Here is a 14,148-nt window from a genome sequence, read left to right as displayed (position 1 = left end):
AAAGATTGAGAGCAACAGATGAATGCAGGTATGCCCACCGAGGCGCAGGACCAGACTCACTCAGGCGTGCAAAGCACCGTCGAAGCAGACGACCGAAGCAAAATTGCCGTCTTGATCCCTTCTTACAAGGTCATTGCCCACATCCTGGGCGTGATTGCTGACATCGGCCCTGAAGTCGACAGAATCTATGTGGTCGATGACTGCTGCCCGGAAAACTCCGGTGCCTACGTCGAACAGCATTGCACCGACCCACGCGTTGTGGTCTTGCGTAACCCGGAAAACCAGGGTGTCGGCGGTGCGGTCATGACCGGCTACAAGGCCGCCATTGCCGACAACATGGACGTCATCGTCAAGATCGACGGCGATGGCCAGATGGACCCTGGGCTGATCATGAACTTTGTCAGCCCGATCCTGGCCGGCGAAGCCGACTACACCAAGGGCAACCGTTTCTACGACCTGGAAGAAATTGGCGCAATGCCCAAGGTCCGCCTGTTCGGCAACGCTGCGCTGTCGTTCATGACCAAGTTCTCTTCCGGCTACTGGGACCTGTTCGACCCCACCAACGGCTATACCGCCATTCATCGCGATGTGGCCAAACACTTGCCGTTGAACAAGATCAGCCGCCGTTACTTCTTCGAAACCGACATGCTGTTTCGCCTGAACACTCTGCGCGCTGTCGCGGTAGATGTACCGATGGACGCCAAATATGGCGATGAAGTCAGCAACCTGAAAATCTCGCAAGTCGTAGGCGAGTTCTTCGTCAAACACGTGCGCAATTTCGGTAAGCGGATCTTCTACAACTACTACCTGCGGGACATGTCGCTGGCCTCCATCGAGCTGCCAGTGGGCTTGGTGCTGCTGCTGTCAGGCCTCCTGTTCGGCGCCTCGCACTGGATCGGCTCACTGGGCTCGGACGTGCCAACACCTGCCGGCACCGTGATGCTCTCGGCACTGCCGATTATTTTGGGCATCCAGTTCATCCTGGCCTTCCTCGGACAGGACATTGCCTCGGTGCCTAGAAGACCTTTCCACCTCACCAAGACCAAAACCAAGCGCAAGGCAGGTGATCGGTAATGGTGTACCTCATTGCAGTACTGTGCGTGGTGGGCATCGCGGCCGGGCAGATCATGTTCAAGCTGAGTGCCGGCGCCTTGCAGCGCGCCGGGACCTTTTTTGAAATCAAGACCCTGATCATGCTGGGCTCGGCATTCGCCCTGTATGGCCTGACTACCATTGCCTGGGTCTGGGTGTTGCAGAAAATCGACCTGGGCAAGGCCTACCCACTGATGGCCATGGCCTTTGTGCTGGTCCCGATCGGCAGCCACTTCATTCTGGGTGAACGCTTCCAGACGCAGTACTTCGTCGGCGTGCTGTTCATCATGTTTGGCATCGTGCTGGCGGTAAAGTCGTAGCGAATTTCACTGCATGGCCGATCGGTCATGCAGTCATACACAGGAAGCGGTAATGCGTTTTTCAAGCGGAACACGGCTCAGCGCGCCCATGATTCTCATGGGCATCATGGCGCTGGCAATGATTTTACTTATGCTCAGATCTGCCGGTTTGTACCCCGGCGTCCTCGGAGATGAATACACCTACAGCACCATGTCCAGGTCAATGCCCCTGTCGGAAGCCTTCATTCCCGGCTACCTGTACCTGGCCATCTACAACCTGACCAATGTGTGCGGCAGCGGATTTCTTTTCTGCTCGAAATTCTTCAACACCCTGTTTTTTGTCGCCGCAGCCCCTTTTATCTATCTGGTGGCGCGGCGTTTCTGTGGCCTGGCTGTATCGCTGTTGATCGTGGCGATCAGCTTGCTGGGCCCGGTCAACAGCTACACCGCGTACTACATGCCGGAACCGCTGTTCTTTTTGTCGTTCTGGATCAGCATCTGGTATTTCCTGGGCCTTGATGTCAAAGCCCCGGCCAAAAAGTGGCTGCTGTTCGGCTTCATGATGGGCTGCTCTGCACTGGTCAAACCCCACGCACTGCTGATCATTCCGGGCTTTTGCCTGTGCATCCTGTTTTTCTCGTACAAGGGCACTGAAAAGTGGCTGACCGTCGGCCTGAAAAATGCCGCACTGTTCGTCGGTTCCTTGTTAGCGACCAAATTCATCATCAGTTTTCTGGTCGCAGGCAAGGCAGGTCTGACCCTGTTTGGCAGTTTCTATAACTCGACCCTGGAATCCAGCGCCAGCACATTACAACGCTACCTGGACATCCTCATGGTCACACCGACCATCGTCGAAGGCCACCTGCTGGCCAATACCGTCATGTTCGGCACGGCCGTGGCCATTATTCTGTTCGGTTCAATCAAGGCACTGGCCAATCCCAACCTGTCCAGCGACGACCGTATTGCCTTTTGCACCCTGGCCCTGTGGCTGAACCTGATTGCCATGGTCACTCTGTTCTCGGCGTCCGTAGCGGGCACCAATGCCATTGAAACTGACTTCCGCGTGCACATGCGTTACTACAACTTCATGTTGCCGCTGCTGTTCATCGCCGCTGGTTCGCAACTGGACCGCATGCATGGCGAGTCGCTCAAATACTGGCGCCTGGCAGTGGCGCTGTTGGTTCTGGCCATTCTTGGCTATGCCGCACTGACCTACCTGCATCCGTACACGCCCAGTTATGTCGATAGCCCTGAACTGCGTGGCTTTACCCTCAATAGCCGCGTATTCATGCTGCTGGCCGGATTCTGTGCCTTTACCGTATTGCTCTGGTACAAGTCCGCCAGCGCCGGCAGCATCGTCTTCGTCTGCCTGTACCTGCCGGTGTCCATTGCCATCAGCACGGCCTACAACAATGCGGAAGTACGCCAGCGCATGGTCATCGACACCTACGATAAGGCCGGGCTGTTCGCCAAAAGCTATGTACCTGAAAACGAGCTCTCACAACTGGCTGTAATCGGTGAAAACCCGGCGCATACCTTGCGCGCTCTGGTCTATGTCGATAACCGGCATGCGGTGCGTGACCTGTCTTATGTGCCGGGGCAGCCTTACTCCGCCGCCCAGACCGCCTATGACAAAAAATGGATTCTGGCGATAGGGGACGTTCAGTTTGCCGAGGACGAGTTCGACGTCATCAAGCTGAACGGCTTCTCGCTGGCTAAAAAAGCCATAAAGCTTTACCCGTTGCAGCTGGGTTTCAACGGTGCGCAGTGGCCCGCGCTGGTGGCGAAGGTCTCCGGTCTTGAGTCGCCCGAAGCCTGGGGCGCCTGGTCGATCGGCCCGACGGTCAGGATTGAGCTCAAAAAACCGCTGCCTGCTCAATTCGACCTGACCCTGAACGCCAAGGCCTTTGGCCCCAATGCCGGCCAGGCCATCAACGTCGAAGTAGAGGGGCGCCTTTACCCCTTCGACCTGGGGGTAAATATGACGTCGCGTACCCTGCGCATTACCACCTCAGGCAAGACCGAAAGCCTGACCATCAGGATTCCGTCTCCTGTGTCGCCCAAGGCCTTGGGCGTGAGCCAGGATGATCGCCCACTGGGCATCGGCCTGGAGCAACTGGACATTCGCCAGGTCCGTTGAGTGCATGAACGACAGCGCCGCCGATAACCGGCGGCGCTCCTTCTAGAGCGGTGATAAGCTTCGGAATTTTCTTCTTACCAAGTAGGAATGTTCCGAATGCCCTCAGCGCCTCATCGTATCTACCCACTGGATGTACTGCGGGGCATCGCCGCACTGTCCGTGGTCTTCTGGCACTGGCAACATTTCTTCTACGTTGGCGGGCAGCCTGAAAACTTCGATGTGACCCGCCAGCCACTGTTCGACGCCCTGCAACTGTTCTACCGGCATGGCTCGCTGGCCGTTGAGCTGTTTTTCGTGATCTCCGGCTTCGTATTCTTCTGGCTGTTCTCCCAGCGGATTGCCCAACGCAAGTTATCGACCTCGCGCTTTTTCATGGACCGCTTCAGCCGCCTCTACCCGCTGCATATCGCAACGTTTTTGCTGGTGGCCGGACTGCAGTGGGCGTTCATCCAGAGCCACCCGGCCTGGTTCGTCTACCAGACCAACGACAGCTATCACGCCTTGCTCAATGTGCTGCTGATTCCGGCCTGGGGATTTGAATCGGGATGGTCGTTCAACGCGCCGATCTGGTCGGTGTCAGTTGAGTGCCTGTTGTACGCGCTGTTCTTCCTGATTTGCCTGACCGGCCGGTTTCGCTATCTGTTGGCAGCGGGTCTATTGGCCGCCGGTTACGCGCTTTACCCCTACAACTACAAACTGGGCAGCGGCCTGTTGTGCTTCTTTGCCGGAGGCATGGCATTGCTGATCATGCAGGCTCTGGGCAGATTTCTCACAGCCAGAACCCTCTGCGCCATAAGCCTGATCCTGAGCGCTTTGGCCTGGACCTTCGTGGTAGCCACAGAGGTGCGGCCCACCTACTTCATCATGGGCATCGCCTTTCCGGTGAGCGTCATGTTCATCGCTTCACTGTCCTGGCTATGGCCAGACCTGCTCAAGCCATGGGCGGTGATCGGCGACCTGAGCTACTCCTCGTACCTGCTGCACTTTCCCCTGCAGATTGTCTTTGCGCTGAGCGTCGACCGGCTGGGCTATACCCGCGACATCTTCTACAGCCCATGGATGCTGCTGTTGTTCATGGGCGTGCTTATTCCACTGAGCCTGGCCAGCCACCGATGGTTCGAAGCGCCCGTGCAAAGTGCGCTGCGCACGCGGTTCAAGACTCGCTCTGGAAAAGGCCGCTCTGCGATTGGCTGATGACAGGCCAACGCCTGAACCCAAGGGTGACCCTGGCCTGTGAGAGGCTGCAACTGTCTTTGCCTGCAAAGCAGCCTCCCACAGGTCAACCGTTGTCCGGATCAATCACCTCAGGATTCACCACATACAGCCCCGCGAACCCGCCACCCGGCAACCGATACTTCTTGGTGTGCCGCTTGCGATCACTGTCACGCCGGTCAAGACCGCCAACGCCCTCCAGTGCCTTGACGATCCGCGCCAGCCCATACCCGTTCGCCGCCTCGATCAGCGCCGGCTTGTTGAACAGGTAAGCCACTCCCATACAGCAACAGGCAGTCGGCCAAGGCACTGCCCGGTGTCCAGGGCAGCAGTGTGTAGGCGATGGCCATTTCCCCGGCCAGCGCGATTACCGCGAAGCGATCCGCCACCCGCCCAGCCTGCGCGTTGTCCTCTACACAAGCGGCCCGAAAGCCGATTGCAGCGCTTTGCGAAATACACTGTGGCGATTTTCATAAGCCTTCCCTGGCGATCTGCTCGCGGATTTCAGCAGCGGTCTTGTCTCGGGTTTCCACCTTGCTGCCTGACGCAGTTATCCGGGTTATTTCATTGTCCGTAAGGCCCAGATCACGCAAGCCCTCAATCCATTGCCGGTAACGGGCTTGAGCGGTGACTTTGGAATTAGGCCCCTTGGCGCGCAGGCACGCGTCGCACATGTCGTTCGGATGCGGTCGGCTTTGCCAATTACCTGGCCGTCGATACTCGAACAATCCGCACTCGCAGCGGCACAACCACAACGCGCCTTTGCCCATAGTGCTTGCGCGATACCAGGCAATGGCGGTCATTTTTCCGCGCCGCTTGCCGGTGTGGTCGATGGCGTAATCAGGGCGTGGAGACAGCTCTGGCAGGGACTCGATGGCTTTTTTCCGGCAAGCCGAACCCGTTGGCGCCGGTGCGCCGTTTTGATTTTTCATTATTTTTCCGCCGGCCCTATGGCCCTGGAATACAGATCACCCTCGCGGGCACCTCAGCGGTGCCCGCGATCCCGTTTTTTCAGACGATGCGTCGATCAGGTCGAAGCGATGGGGTCCGGGCATGGATCGACAGCGGCCTTTTCAAAGGCACGAGCGCGGTCCATATGGTGGTTGTAGCGGGCAATGCGGCTGGCAAGCGATGAGTCAGCGTGCAGGGCACTAAGGGCCATGCGGCGATGCGCAAGCGCGCTGATTCTGGATGGATTGCGTGTATGCATGATTGAAGCTCCTTCTTGAGAACGAAGCCGACACGATCCTTTCCACGGGATTGGGTGGCAGCTATGTGCAGGGTGGAAATACCGGCCAAGAAGGTTACCGGCCAGGCCGAAGCCTGCCCACACATAGCCGCCATATAGATGCGGACACAAAAAAAGCGCCAGCAATCGCAATGGGGGCGCCTATGCGCCTTCTTGAAAACGGGTTTCCACGCCCGACCATGGGATTGACCATGGATCGGCGAACCATACCGGGCATCACGATGGCGTGCAACCTTAGGAGTGGCTGACGCCGGGCTCACAGAAAATCTGTTCCCACCAAAATCGAGGTGGGAACAAAGTGGGAACACTTAACGCTTTGTAATTATTGATTATTTACGCCGTTCCCACTGTTCCCACCGTTTTGGAATCACAGGCACATTTTTATGAAAGTGCTCCAAAAACTCAGAAAATGCTCTCTGCTTGAGAGCGGACCTGAAATCGGTGGGAACAGTGGGAACAGTGGGAACGGTGGGAACGCCCAGCAACCGCGCGGCTTGCAGCGTTCCCACCGGATAAAAAGAAGTGGGAACAGGTGGGAACACACACTCGTTTTTGAAGATAAGCGTTTGTGTCTACCGGGCCATCTAGCACCCCGCGCCAGCGCCGGGATGCCGTCCACAGCAGAGCGGCCTTCTACGGACTGACGCTGAGCAACTAATCCAGAGCTGGCACATGACCTGTAGGAGGCTGCTCTGCAGGCGAAGAGGCCGGTATAGGCAAAGACAGCTGCTGCCTCCCACAAGACAGGCGTTAACCATTCATCCAGTGCTGGATACATCACCTGTTGGAGCGGGCGCTGCTTTGGGCGCCACCCCGACGATGACTACATGCCAGACATTGAAAATGGGCCAGATGCCCCGTAATTCACACACATTTTCTGTCGTTCACCTGAAGAGTTGATTCGGGTGTGCAAAGTACAAGAAATGCGCAGTGACACTGGCGAATGCCCAGCAAATACGGGGTCTTTCAAGAGGGCAGGCTGCGTAAAAACGGCTTGAAACCGTTTTTCTTTGTACTTTGCACACCCAGGCTGCATGAGCCTCGTAATTCACGCACAAGAACCTGAAATTCACCCATCTGGTTTTGTACTTTACACACCCGTCCACAGGGTTTTACTGAGCGCCAAGCCTTGAATAACGTGGTCTGCAGGTCTTATCCACAATTTTCAGACTGCGAATAAATCCTGTTTGCACAGTAGAAAATCTGCTTGACACGTAAAAGCGCATTTTCCTGCGTAAATCGCCCACCAAAACCGGTACTTTGCACACCCAAATTTGTACATTGCACACCTGTCCACAGGGTTATGCCTACCCTACAGGCCACGTACGACGTGGGCTGTGTGAGTTATACACAATGGCTAAAACTATATTAAAACTAGTTAAAAACTAAAAACATGCGTGTAGCGCGCGATCCACCTCAACACGTTTTTCAGCGTCTGGCAGCGTTTCCCTCCCCAAGCACAATGCTTTTCGATGAAATATCCCCTTGGAAGCCGCGAAAATACTGACTTCCTACATGCGGATGAAGAAATTTCCGAAGCAAACGCCCTCGCATTCCTATAACCGCTGGCGTTGTCGTCTGATTTATCCATTTCAACAAGGCCCGTAACATTGCGCCCCACTCGGATTCATCGCCGATGCTTCTCCCTCACAGGAATTTTCTATGCCTCCCAACAAGCACGTTCGCCGTCTGGATTCGATTCAATCCAGAAAAGCGCAGCCTGACGTGCAGGAAGTGTTGGTCGTTAACCCGGCAGAAGCTCCTTCCAAAAAGCCCCGCAATAAAACCAGCGTCGCAGCCGGTGAAGCACCTGCGGGACGTGCACCAGCCTCTGCCGCTATCGGCAAGCTCAAAGTCGGTCAGGCAAACAAGCGCAGCTTTACGATTTGCAGCGACATGTTTGCCCCCATGCCCTATGACGTGGGTGCACGTGACAATCGCAGCGTGATGGACGTCGCGTTATTTCGTTTGTCCAAGAGAGACATTCGCGCCAATTCGGTTATTCGTTATGACTTGCCGAACGGGTATGTGCAGGTTTCATCCAGCCTATGCGGCATGGCATCCATCTGGGATTACGACATTGTCCTGATGGCCATATCTCATCTGAACGAGGCAATGAACCGGTACCGTGCCGGAAAGGGCGAGAAACCCGGCCAGATATTCTGCTCTCGTATCGACGAGATACTGAGCTTCTGCAAGAAAAATGTCGGTGGTAGCCAGAAAGACAAATTGATCGAGGCTCTGGAAAGGCTAAGCACTACCCACATTCGTATTGAACGCACTCGCAATGTGGGTGGGCTGTTAAAGACCCTGACCGAGGGGGAGAACCTCATCACGTCTTTCTCAGTCGTCAGTCACAGCAAAACCAAAGCCGTCGAGTCGATCAGAATCAGAATTGCTGACTGGATGTTTGACGAGATCACCAAGGGGCATAAACCTGACGTGCTTACCGTTCATAAAGATTACTTCAGCATCAGCCAAGGCGTGGGCCGGTTCATTTACCGACTGGCGTGCAGGACCGCCGGGAAGAGGATGGCTTTATGGGGCTTTCATACGTTATATGAACACAGTGGTAGTGCAGGAACGCTCAAAGAGTTTTCTCGCCTGCTGCGTAAGGTCATTCAGACCCAATGCGTGCCTGAATACAGCGTGGCCGAGGAAGAGGGCAAGGAGGGGCCGATGCTGCGCATCGTTCATCATTCGCAGCGCGAGCAATGGAACGCGCTTTAAGCGGAGCGCCCCTTGCAGCGCGCTCCGCCTTTCAGACCATTCAGTCGAACAGATCAGCATCCTTCAACGCCACGCCCAACTGGTCCTTGCCGGACAACTGCGGCGTGCAATCGAGCGGCCATTCGATCCCGATGTCGGGATCGTTCCAGGCAATGCAGCGCTCGCTCTGCGTCGAATAGAAATCCGTGGTCTTGTACAGGAACTCGGCCGTGTCGCTCAGGGTAATGAACCCATGGGCAAAGCCTGGCGGAATCCACAACTGGTTGTTGTTCTGCGCCGACAGCACGGCACCGACCCATTGGCCAAAGGTCGGTGACGAGCGACGAATATCCACCGCCACGTCGAACACTTCACCTTGCACCACACGTACCAGCTTGCCTTGTGCATCAGGGTTCAACTGGTAGTGCAGACCACGCAGCACGCCTTTTACCGAACGCGAGTGGTTGTCCTGGACAAACTCAGGCTCAAGACCGGTGGCTTCTTTAAAGGCGCGTGCATTGAAGCTTTCGTAGAAAAAGCCACGCTCGTCACCGAATACCTTGGGGGTAAACAGTACGACTTCAGGAATGGCTAATGGAGTGGCTTGCATCAAAACACCTTTTCTTTGAGCAGGTTCTTCAGGTACTGGCCATAGCCGTTCTTGAGCAGCGGCTGAGCGAGGCGCTCCACTTGCTCGGCATCGATCCAGCCGGCACGGAAGCAAATCTCTTCAGGGCAGGCGATCTTCAGGCCCTGGCGACGCTCCATCGTGGCGATGTACTGACCGGCATCGAGCAGGCTGTCGTGGGTACCAGTGTCGAGCCAGGCATAACCGCGACCCATGATCTCGACGTTCAGCTGCTGTTTCTCGAGGTACAGAATGTTCAGGTCGGTGATTTCCAGCTCGCCACGTGGCGATGGCTTCAGATCACGGGCCAGATCAACGACCTGGTTGTCGTAGAAATACAGGCCGGTCACGGCATAGCTGGATTTCGGCGCCTTGGGCTTCTCTTCCAGCGACAGCACGCGGCCGCTGTTGTCGAACTCGGCGACGCCATAACGCTCAGGGTCGTGCACGTGGTAGGCAAATACCGAAGCACCAGACTCACGCTTGTCTGCATTGAGCAGCAGCGACTGGAAGTCATGGCCGTAGAAAATGTTATCGCCCAGCACCAATGCGGACGGATCGTTGCCGATGAAGTCGGCACCGATGGTAAAGGCCTGTGCCAGTCCGTCAGGACTTGGCTGTACTGCGTAGGAAAGGTTAAGCCCCCATTGGCTGCCGTCGCCCAGCAGTTGGGAGAAACGCGGCGTGTCCTGCGGTGTAGAGATGATCAGGATGTCGCGGATACCTGCCAGCAGCAGGGTGCTGAGCGGGTAATAGATCATCGGTTTGTCGTACACGGGCAGCAATTGCTTGGAGACTGCCAGTGTGGCTGGGTGGAGGCGGGTTCCGGAGCCGCCTGCTAGGATGATTCCTTTACGTGCCATGGGAGTCCTTTAGTAGTTAGGTTCATCCAGCGTACAGTATGCTTGCACGGCCAGATATCTTGCCTGTAGCGTTTAGAGTTTACTCAATACTGGAGAAAATGCGCGGTCAGTGATAGAGATAAGCTTTATTGAAGGGTAAAATTTTAAGGAGCTGCAGGTGTACGGAGTGATTGGCATGGTTTAAAGTTATATAGTTAATGAGTGTGGTTCTTGGTATTATACTGGATCACATTTTAATAATTTTCGATAGATAAAAAGTTTTCCTGGGGGGAAAATGAAAATATGTGTAATGGGGAACTGTCAGTCGGCCCCGATTAAAAGTTTGCTTCAACAAAGACTCAACGTTCCTTGCGAAATAATCCAGATAAAACCAGTGCACCTGCTAAAAGAGCATGATATCAAAGGGGTTATCGCTACGCTGTCTTCTTCCGATGTTGTAGTGACGCATTTAATATCAAATAATTACAACAACTTTCCCATCGGTACGGGGCAGTTGGTAGATACAATTAAAGCTGGCGCAAAGATCATTGTTGTTCCCAATGCTCACTATATTGGGTACTTCCCTAGCTTTATCTATATCAAAGACTCCAAAGGCAGAGGTGTGACACCGCGTGTTCCGGAGTATTCACATTTTCCATCCGATTATCATGATGCCTTTTGTATTGCGGCTAAAATTAAAGGCTACAGCCTAGAGAAGTTATTCGAATTTTATGAAAATTACAAAGGTGCTGCTGATTGGCTAGAGGGCTATATAGATGAATCACTTTTGAACTTAAGAGAGCGTGAACAAGATTGTGATATAAAAATTTCTGATTTCATAGAGGATAACTATAAAAATAGACAGTTGTTCTGGACCTTTAATCACCCGACCAATGAGCTATTAATCTATATGGTTGATCAAGTTATTGACAAATTAGGGCTTAGCCCAGTTCAAAATAAAGCAACTGATGAGTACCTTCAAGAAGCCATTCTTCCGATTTTCCCATTTATAAGTAAAAACTTGGGAATTAGTTTCGATGCCGAAAATTTTTCCATGGAAGGTATAGACAGTTATCGAAAATATGTTTCTCTCTGTTGGAGCGGTTATGAAAAATCCCAAGAGGTTTTAGACGTTAATAGAAAGAACAGAAGGGTAGTGGAGTGTATGGATATTTTGAATAAATTTGATAATGCAGTAATGGGCATACAGAAATAGATGGTTTTTATGATAAACAATGGAGCTTTCGACAAGGTTGCAAAACGAACCTAGTTAGGTGGTGGAAAACTTCTTTTTATTAGTTGTATCAATTTTAAAGTCTATATTTCCTATAAACCCCACCTTTACAAGATGGGGTTTGGTCAACATCGTGGTGTTGCTGATAACCGTTTTACAGAAGCAATGCCTTAAAATTTCCATAAACGCCACTGGCGACGGGCATTCCAGCGCATGGCGTAGTTATACATAAGGTACGCGTTTATTCCCCTTTACCGTTTTAACGTAAATCTCGTACCAATCCTAGATTCTAAGCCATGACCTGATCCCCGATGCTGAGTTCCTAAGACTCTTTAGAAGCTAGTCGCTCACGATACGCTACGACGCCAGAGTCGAAAAAATCGTAAGCGCTCCATGAACCCCACAGTCAAAGCGGCCAGATGATCTTGGATGCTGTGCTCCCGATTCCCTCTGGAGCCAGCACCTCATGATGCCACCCGACGCCAAAGTCGAAAAAGTCTATCTCTACCCCAAACCTGTGGACTTCCGAAAAGCTATCGACGGCCTGGCAGCGCTGGTCGAGCTGGATATCAAGGTGGCGGTGTTCGACCCCGTACTGTTCGTTTTCCTCAACAAACCTCGCAATCGAGTAAAGATCTTGTATTGGGAGCGCAACGGCTTTTGTCTTTGGCTCAAACGCCTGGAGTCGGAGCGTTTCAAAACATCGCCCGATGCCACAGACGAAGCGATTGTCCTCAGCGTCCAGGAACTGAACTGGTTGCTCGACGGTTTTGATCTCTGGCGCAACCGCCCTCATCAAGTTTTGACCCCGCGCTACGTGGCGTGACCCGGTATAATCCGGGCCATGATTCCCCTGCCCGATGACCTTCCTGATGATCCTGTCCTGCTCAAGCAACTGCTGCTTGAGGCGCTCAATCGCCAGGAGGAATCGGCTCAGGCTTATCAGACCCACATCGTCGATCTGAAAGAACAGATCAAGCTGTTGCGCGACCGTCTGTTTGGGCGCAAGTCCGAGCAAACCGTGGAGCCCAATACGCCGCAACTGGCCTTGTTCAACGAGCCTGAAAGCGAGCCGATGCCTTCAGTCGGTGAAGCTGATGAAGAAGTCGTTGCACCGACGCCACGCCGTGGCAAACGCAAGCCCCTGTCGGCTGATCTGCCGCGTATCGAAGTCATCCACCAACTGCAAGAACACGAACTGACCTGTGCCTGCGGTTGCCGCAAACACGCCATCGGCGAAGAAACCAGTAAGCAACTGGACATCGTGCCGATGCAGATCCGCGTCATCAAACATATTCGCAAGGTCTACGGTTGCCGGGGCTGCGAAGCAGCCCCGGTCACTGCTGACAAACCTGCGCAACTGATCGAAAAGAGCATGGCCAGCCCGAGCGTATTGGCCATGCTGCTCACCACCAAGTATGTGGACGGTCTGCCGCTGCACCGGTTTGAAAGTGTGCTGAGCCGCCACGGTATCGAGATCCCGCGCCAGACCTTGGCGCGCTGGGTGGTCCAATGCAGAGAATACTTCCAGCCGCTGCTTAATCTGATGCGTGATCGATTACTGGAAAGTCCGGTGATCCACTGCGATGAAACGCGCGTGCAGGTGCTGAAAGAACCGGATCGAGACCCGACCAGTCAATCCTGGATGTGGGTACAAGCCAGCGGCCCGCCGGATCGCAAAGTCGTGTTGTTTGACTACACGTCCAGCCGTGCGCAGGAAGTACCGTTACGACTGCTGGAAAGTTATCGCGGCTATGTCATGACCGATGATTACGCCGGCTATAACGCGTTGGCGTTGCTGCCAGGCGTCGAACGCCTGGCGTGCATGGCCCATGCACGACGCAAGTTCGTGGACGCGCAAAAAGTGCAGCCCAAGGGTAAAACCGGACGGGCCGATATTGCGCTGATGATGATCAACAAGCTGTACGGCATCGAACGCGAGCTCAAGGACGTCAGCGATGAACAGCGGTTTATCGGTCGTCAGGAAAAGAGCCTGCCGATCTTGGCGCAACTGAAAAGCTGGCTGGATAAAGCCCAGCCGCAGGTGACGGCGCAAAGTGCGCTGGGTAAGGCAGTGCATTATCTGGCGAATAACTGGAGCCGGCTGGAGCGCTACGTCGAAGCAGGTTACTTGCCCATCGACAACAATGCGGCCGAAAGAGCGATCAAGCCGTTTGTCATCGGGCGCAAGGCCTGGCTGTTCAGCGATACCGTCAACGGTGCCACCGCCAGCGCGAAGATCTACAGCCTGGTCGAGACCGCAAAGGTCAACGGCCAAGAACCCTATACGTGGCTGCCGCACGCCTCGTCAGTAGCCGACTACGAAGCTCTGCTGCCGTGGAACTGCTTACCAGAGATGCAACGGTAAACCGTTAACCCACTGTTGGGTAGGTGGGGTTTATGGATCGCATACAAAAAATCGACCTCTACCCCACGTTCGTTGACTTCCGAAAATCCACCTACGGCTGATCAGCTTTGGTCGAGTCGTACAGGGTAAAAGAAATCTTTTCACTTTCTGCTTCGCATGCGCCCGCCTGTCCAGGTGGGTATGGATGCGAACGGGTTTTTTGAATGGCAACGGCAAGCGCTGGACTCTCGTCATATGAAATGAGTGGCCAAGTGCGTATGGGATGGAAGCTATTCCGATCACGGCGTAAACGCTCTGAATGCAGAGACGTAGGATCTTTGACGATGGGGCTATACGGTATCGATAAGTGGATAGAAACAGAGAATACAGTTGTCA

At 54.2% G+C, this 14,148-nt stretch carries 12 protein-coding genes and 1 pseudogene; 8 read left to right on the top strand and 5 right to left on the bottom strand.

Going from position 1 to position 14,148, the window contains the following annotated elements:
- Positions 1 to 30: 30 nt before the first annotated feature.
- The 4 genes from ACZRN6_RS25765 to ACZRN6_RS25750 all read left to right on the top strand — a co-directional run bounded on the left by ACZRN6_RS25765 (position 31) and on the right by ACZRN6_RS25750 (position 4,725).
- Positions 31 to 1,074 carry a glycosyltransferase family 2 protein gene (locus tag ACZRN6_RS25765; RefSeq protein ID WP_212551082.1) on the top strand — a complete coding sequence of 348 codons (1,044 nt, stop codon included), beginning with the start codon at positions 31 to 33 and terminating at the stop codon, positions 1,072 to 1,074.
- Entirely contained in the window at positions 1,074 to 1,412 is a 339-nt protein-coding gene (locus tag ACZRN6_RS25760; RefSeq protein WP_212551062.1) for a DMT family transporter, read from the top strand. The genes ACZRN6_RS25765 and ACZRN6_RS25760 overlap by 1 nt, the downstream gene beginning before the upstream one ends.
- Positions 1,413 to 1,542: 130 nt before the next feature.
- On the top strand, positions 1,543 to 3,531 hold the full coding sequence (locus ACZRN6_RS25755) for an ArnT family glycosyltransferase (RefSeq protein WP_282377464.1): 1,989 nt from the start codon (positions 1,543 to 1,545) through the stop codon (positions 3,529 to 3,531).
- A 96-nt stretch (positions 3,532 to 3,627) separates the two neighbouring features.
- Positions 3,628 to 4,725, top strand: a complete 1,098-nt coding sequence (locus tag ACZRN6_RS25750; protein WP_249342588.1) for an acyltransferase family protein — start codon at positions 3,628 to 3,630, stop codon at positions 4,723 to 4,725.
- Positions 4,726 to 4,810: 85 nt separating this feature from the next.
- Here the strand turns inward: ACZRN6_RS25750 and ACZRN6_RS25745 are convergent.
- The 3 genes and pseudogenes from ACZRN6_RS25745 to ACZRN6_RS25735 form a co-directional block, all read right to left on the bottom strand.
- Positions 4,811 to 5,171, bottom strand: a pseudogene (locus ACZRN6_RS25745) (DUF927 domain-containing protein); the annotation flags it as partial.
- 42 nt (positions 5,172 to 5,213) lie between these two features.
- On the bottom strand, positions 5,214 to 5,675 hold the full coding sequence (locus ACZRN6_RS25740; RefSeq protein ID WP_212551065.1) for a hypothetical protein: 462 nt from the start codon (positions 5,673 to 5,675) through the stop codon (positions 5,214 to 5,216).
- Between the two features lie 95 nt (positions 5,676 to 5,770).
- The gene (locus ACZRN6_RS25735; protein WP_212551066.1) at positions 5,771 to 5,953 is read right to left on the bottom strand and encodes a hypothetical protein; all 183 of its coding nucleotides are present in this window, start codon (positions 5,951 to 5,953) and stop codon (positions 5,771 to 5,773) included.
- A 1,701-nt stretch (positions 5,954 to 7,654) separates the two neighbouring features.
- On the opposite strand from ACZRN6_RS25735, the gene ACZRN6_RS25730 reads away from it, so the two are divergent.
- Entirely contained in the window at positions 7,655 to 8,722 is a 1,068-nt protein-coding gene (locus tag ACZRN6_RS25730) for a replication initiator protein A (protein WP_212551067.1), read from the top strand.
- 40 nt (positions 8,723 to 8,762) lie between these two features.
- Here the strand turns inward: ACZRN6_RS25730 and rfbC are convergent, their stop codons facing one another.
- The gene (rfbC, locus tag ACZRN6_RS25725; protein WP_212551068.1) at positions 8,763 to 9,311 is read right to left on the bottom strand and encodes a dTDP-4-dehydrorhamnose 3,5-epimerase; all 549 of its coding nucleotides are present in this window, start codon (positions 9,309 to 9,311) and stop codon (positions 8,763 to 8,765) included.
- Complete coding sequence (rfbA, locus tag ACZRN6_RS25720; protein ID WP_212551069.1) at positions 9,311 to 10,192, bottom strand: glucose-1-phosphate thymidylyltransferase RfbA; 882 nt, start codon at positions 10,190 to 10,192, stop codon at positions 9,311 to 9,313. Before rfbA ends, rfbC begins: the two co-directional genes overlap by 1 nt.
- 274 nt (positions 10,193 to 10,466) lie before the next feature.
- On the opposite strand from rfbA, the gene ACZRN6_RS25715 reads away from it, so the two are divergent.
- The 3 genes from ACZRN6_RS25715 to tnpC all read left to right on the top strand — a co-directional run bounded on the left by ACZRN6_RS25715 (position 10,467) and on the right by tnpC (position 13,773).
- Complete coding sequence (locus ACZRN6_RS25715) at positions 10,467 to 11,387, top strand: WcbI family polysaccharide biosynthesis putative acetyltransferase (protein WP_212551070.1); 921 nt, start codon at positions 10,467 to 10,469, stop codon at positions 11,385 to 11,387.
- A 484-nt stretch (positions 11,388 to 11,871) separates the two neighbouring features.
- A complete protein-coding gene (gene tnpB, locus ACZRN6_RS25710; protein WP_249342589.1) occupies positions 11,872 to 12,231 on the top strand; it encodes an IS66 family insertion sequence element accessory protein TnpB in 360 nt (119 codons plus the stop codon).
- Positions 12,232 to 12,249: 18 nt separating this feature from the next.
- Entirely contained in the window at positions 12,250 to 13,773 is a 1,524-nt protein-coding gene (gene tnpC, locus ACZRN6_RS25705) for an IS66 family transposase (protein WP_282376567.1), read from the top strand.
- Positions 13,774 to 14,148: the final 375 nt, after the last annotated feature.

The sequence above is a fragment of the Pseudomonas sp. A125 genome (genome assembly GCF_055409485.1).
This window is presented reverse-complemented; position numbering and strand designations above follow the sequence as displayed.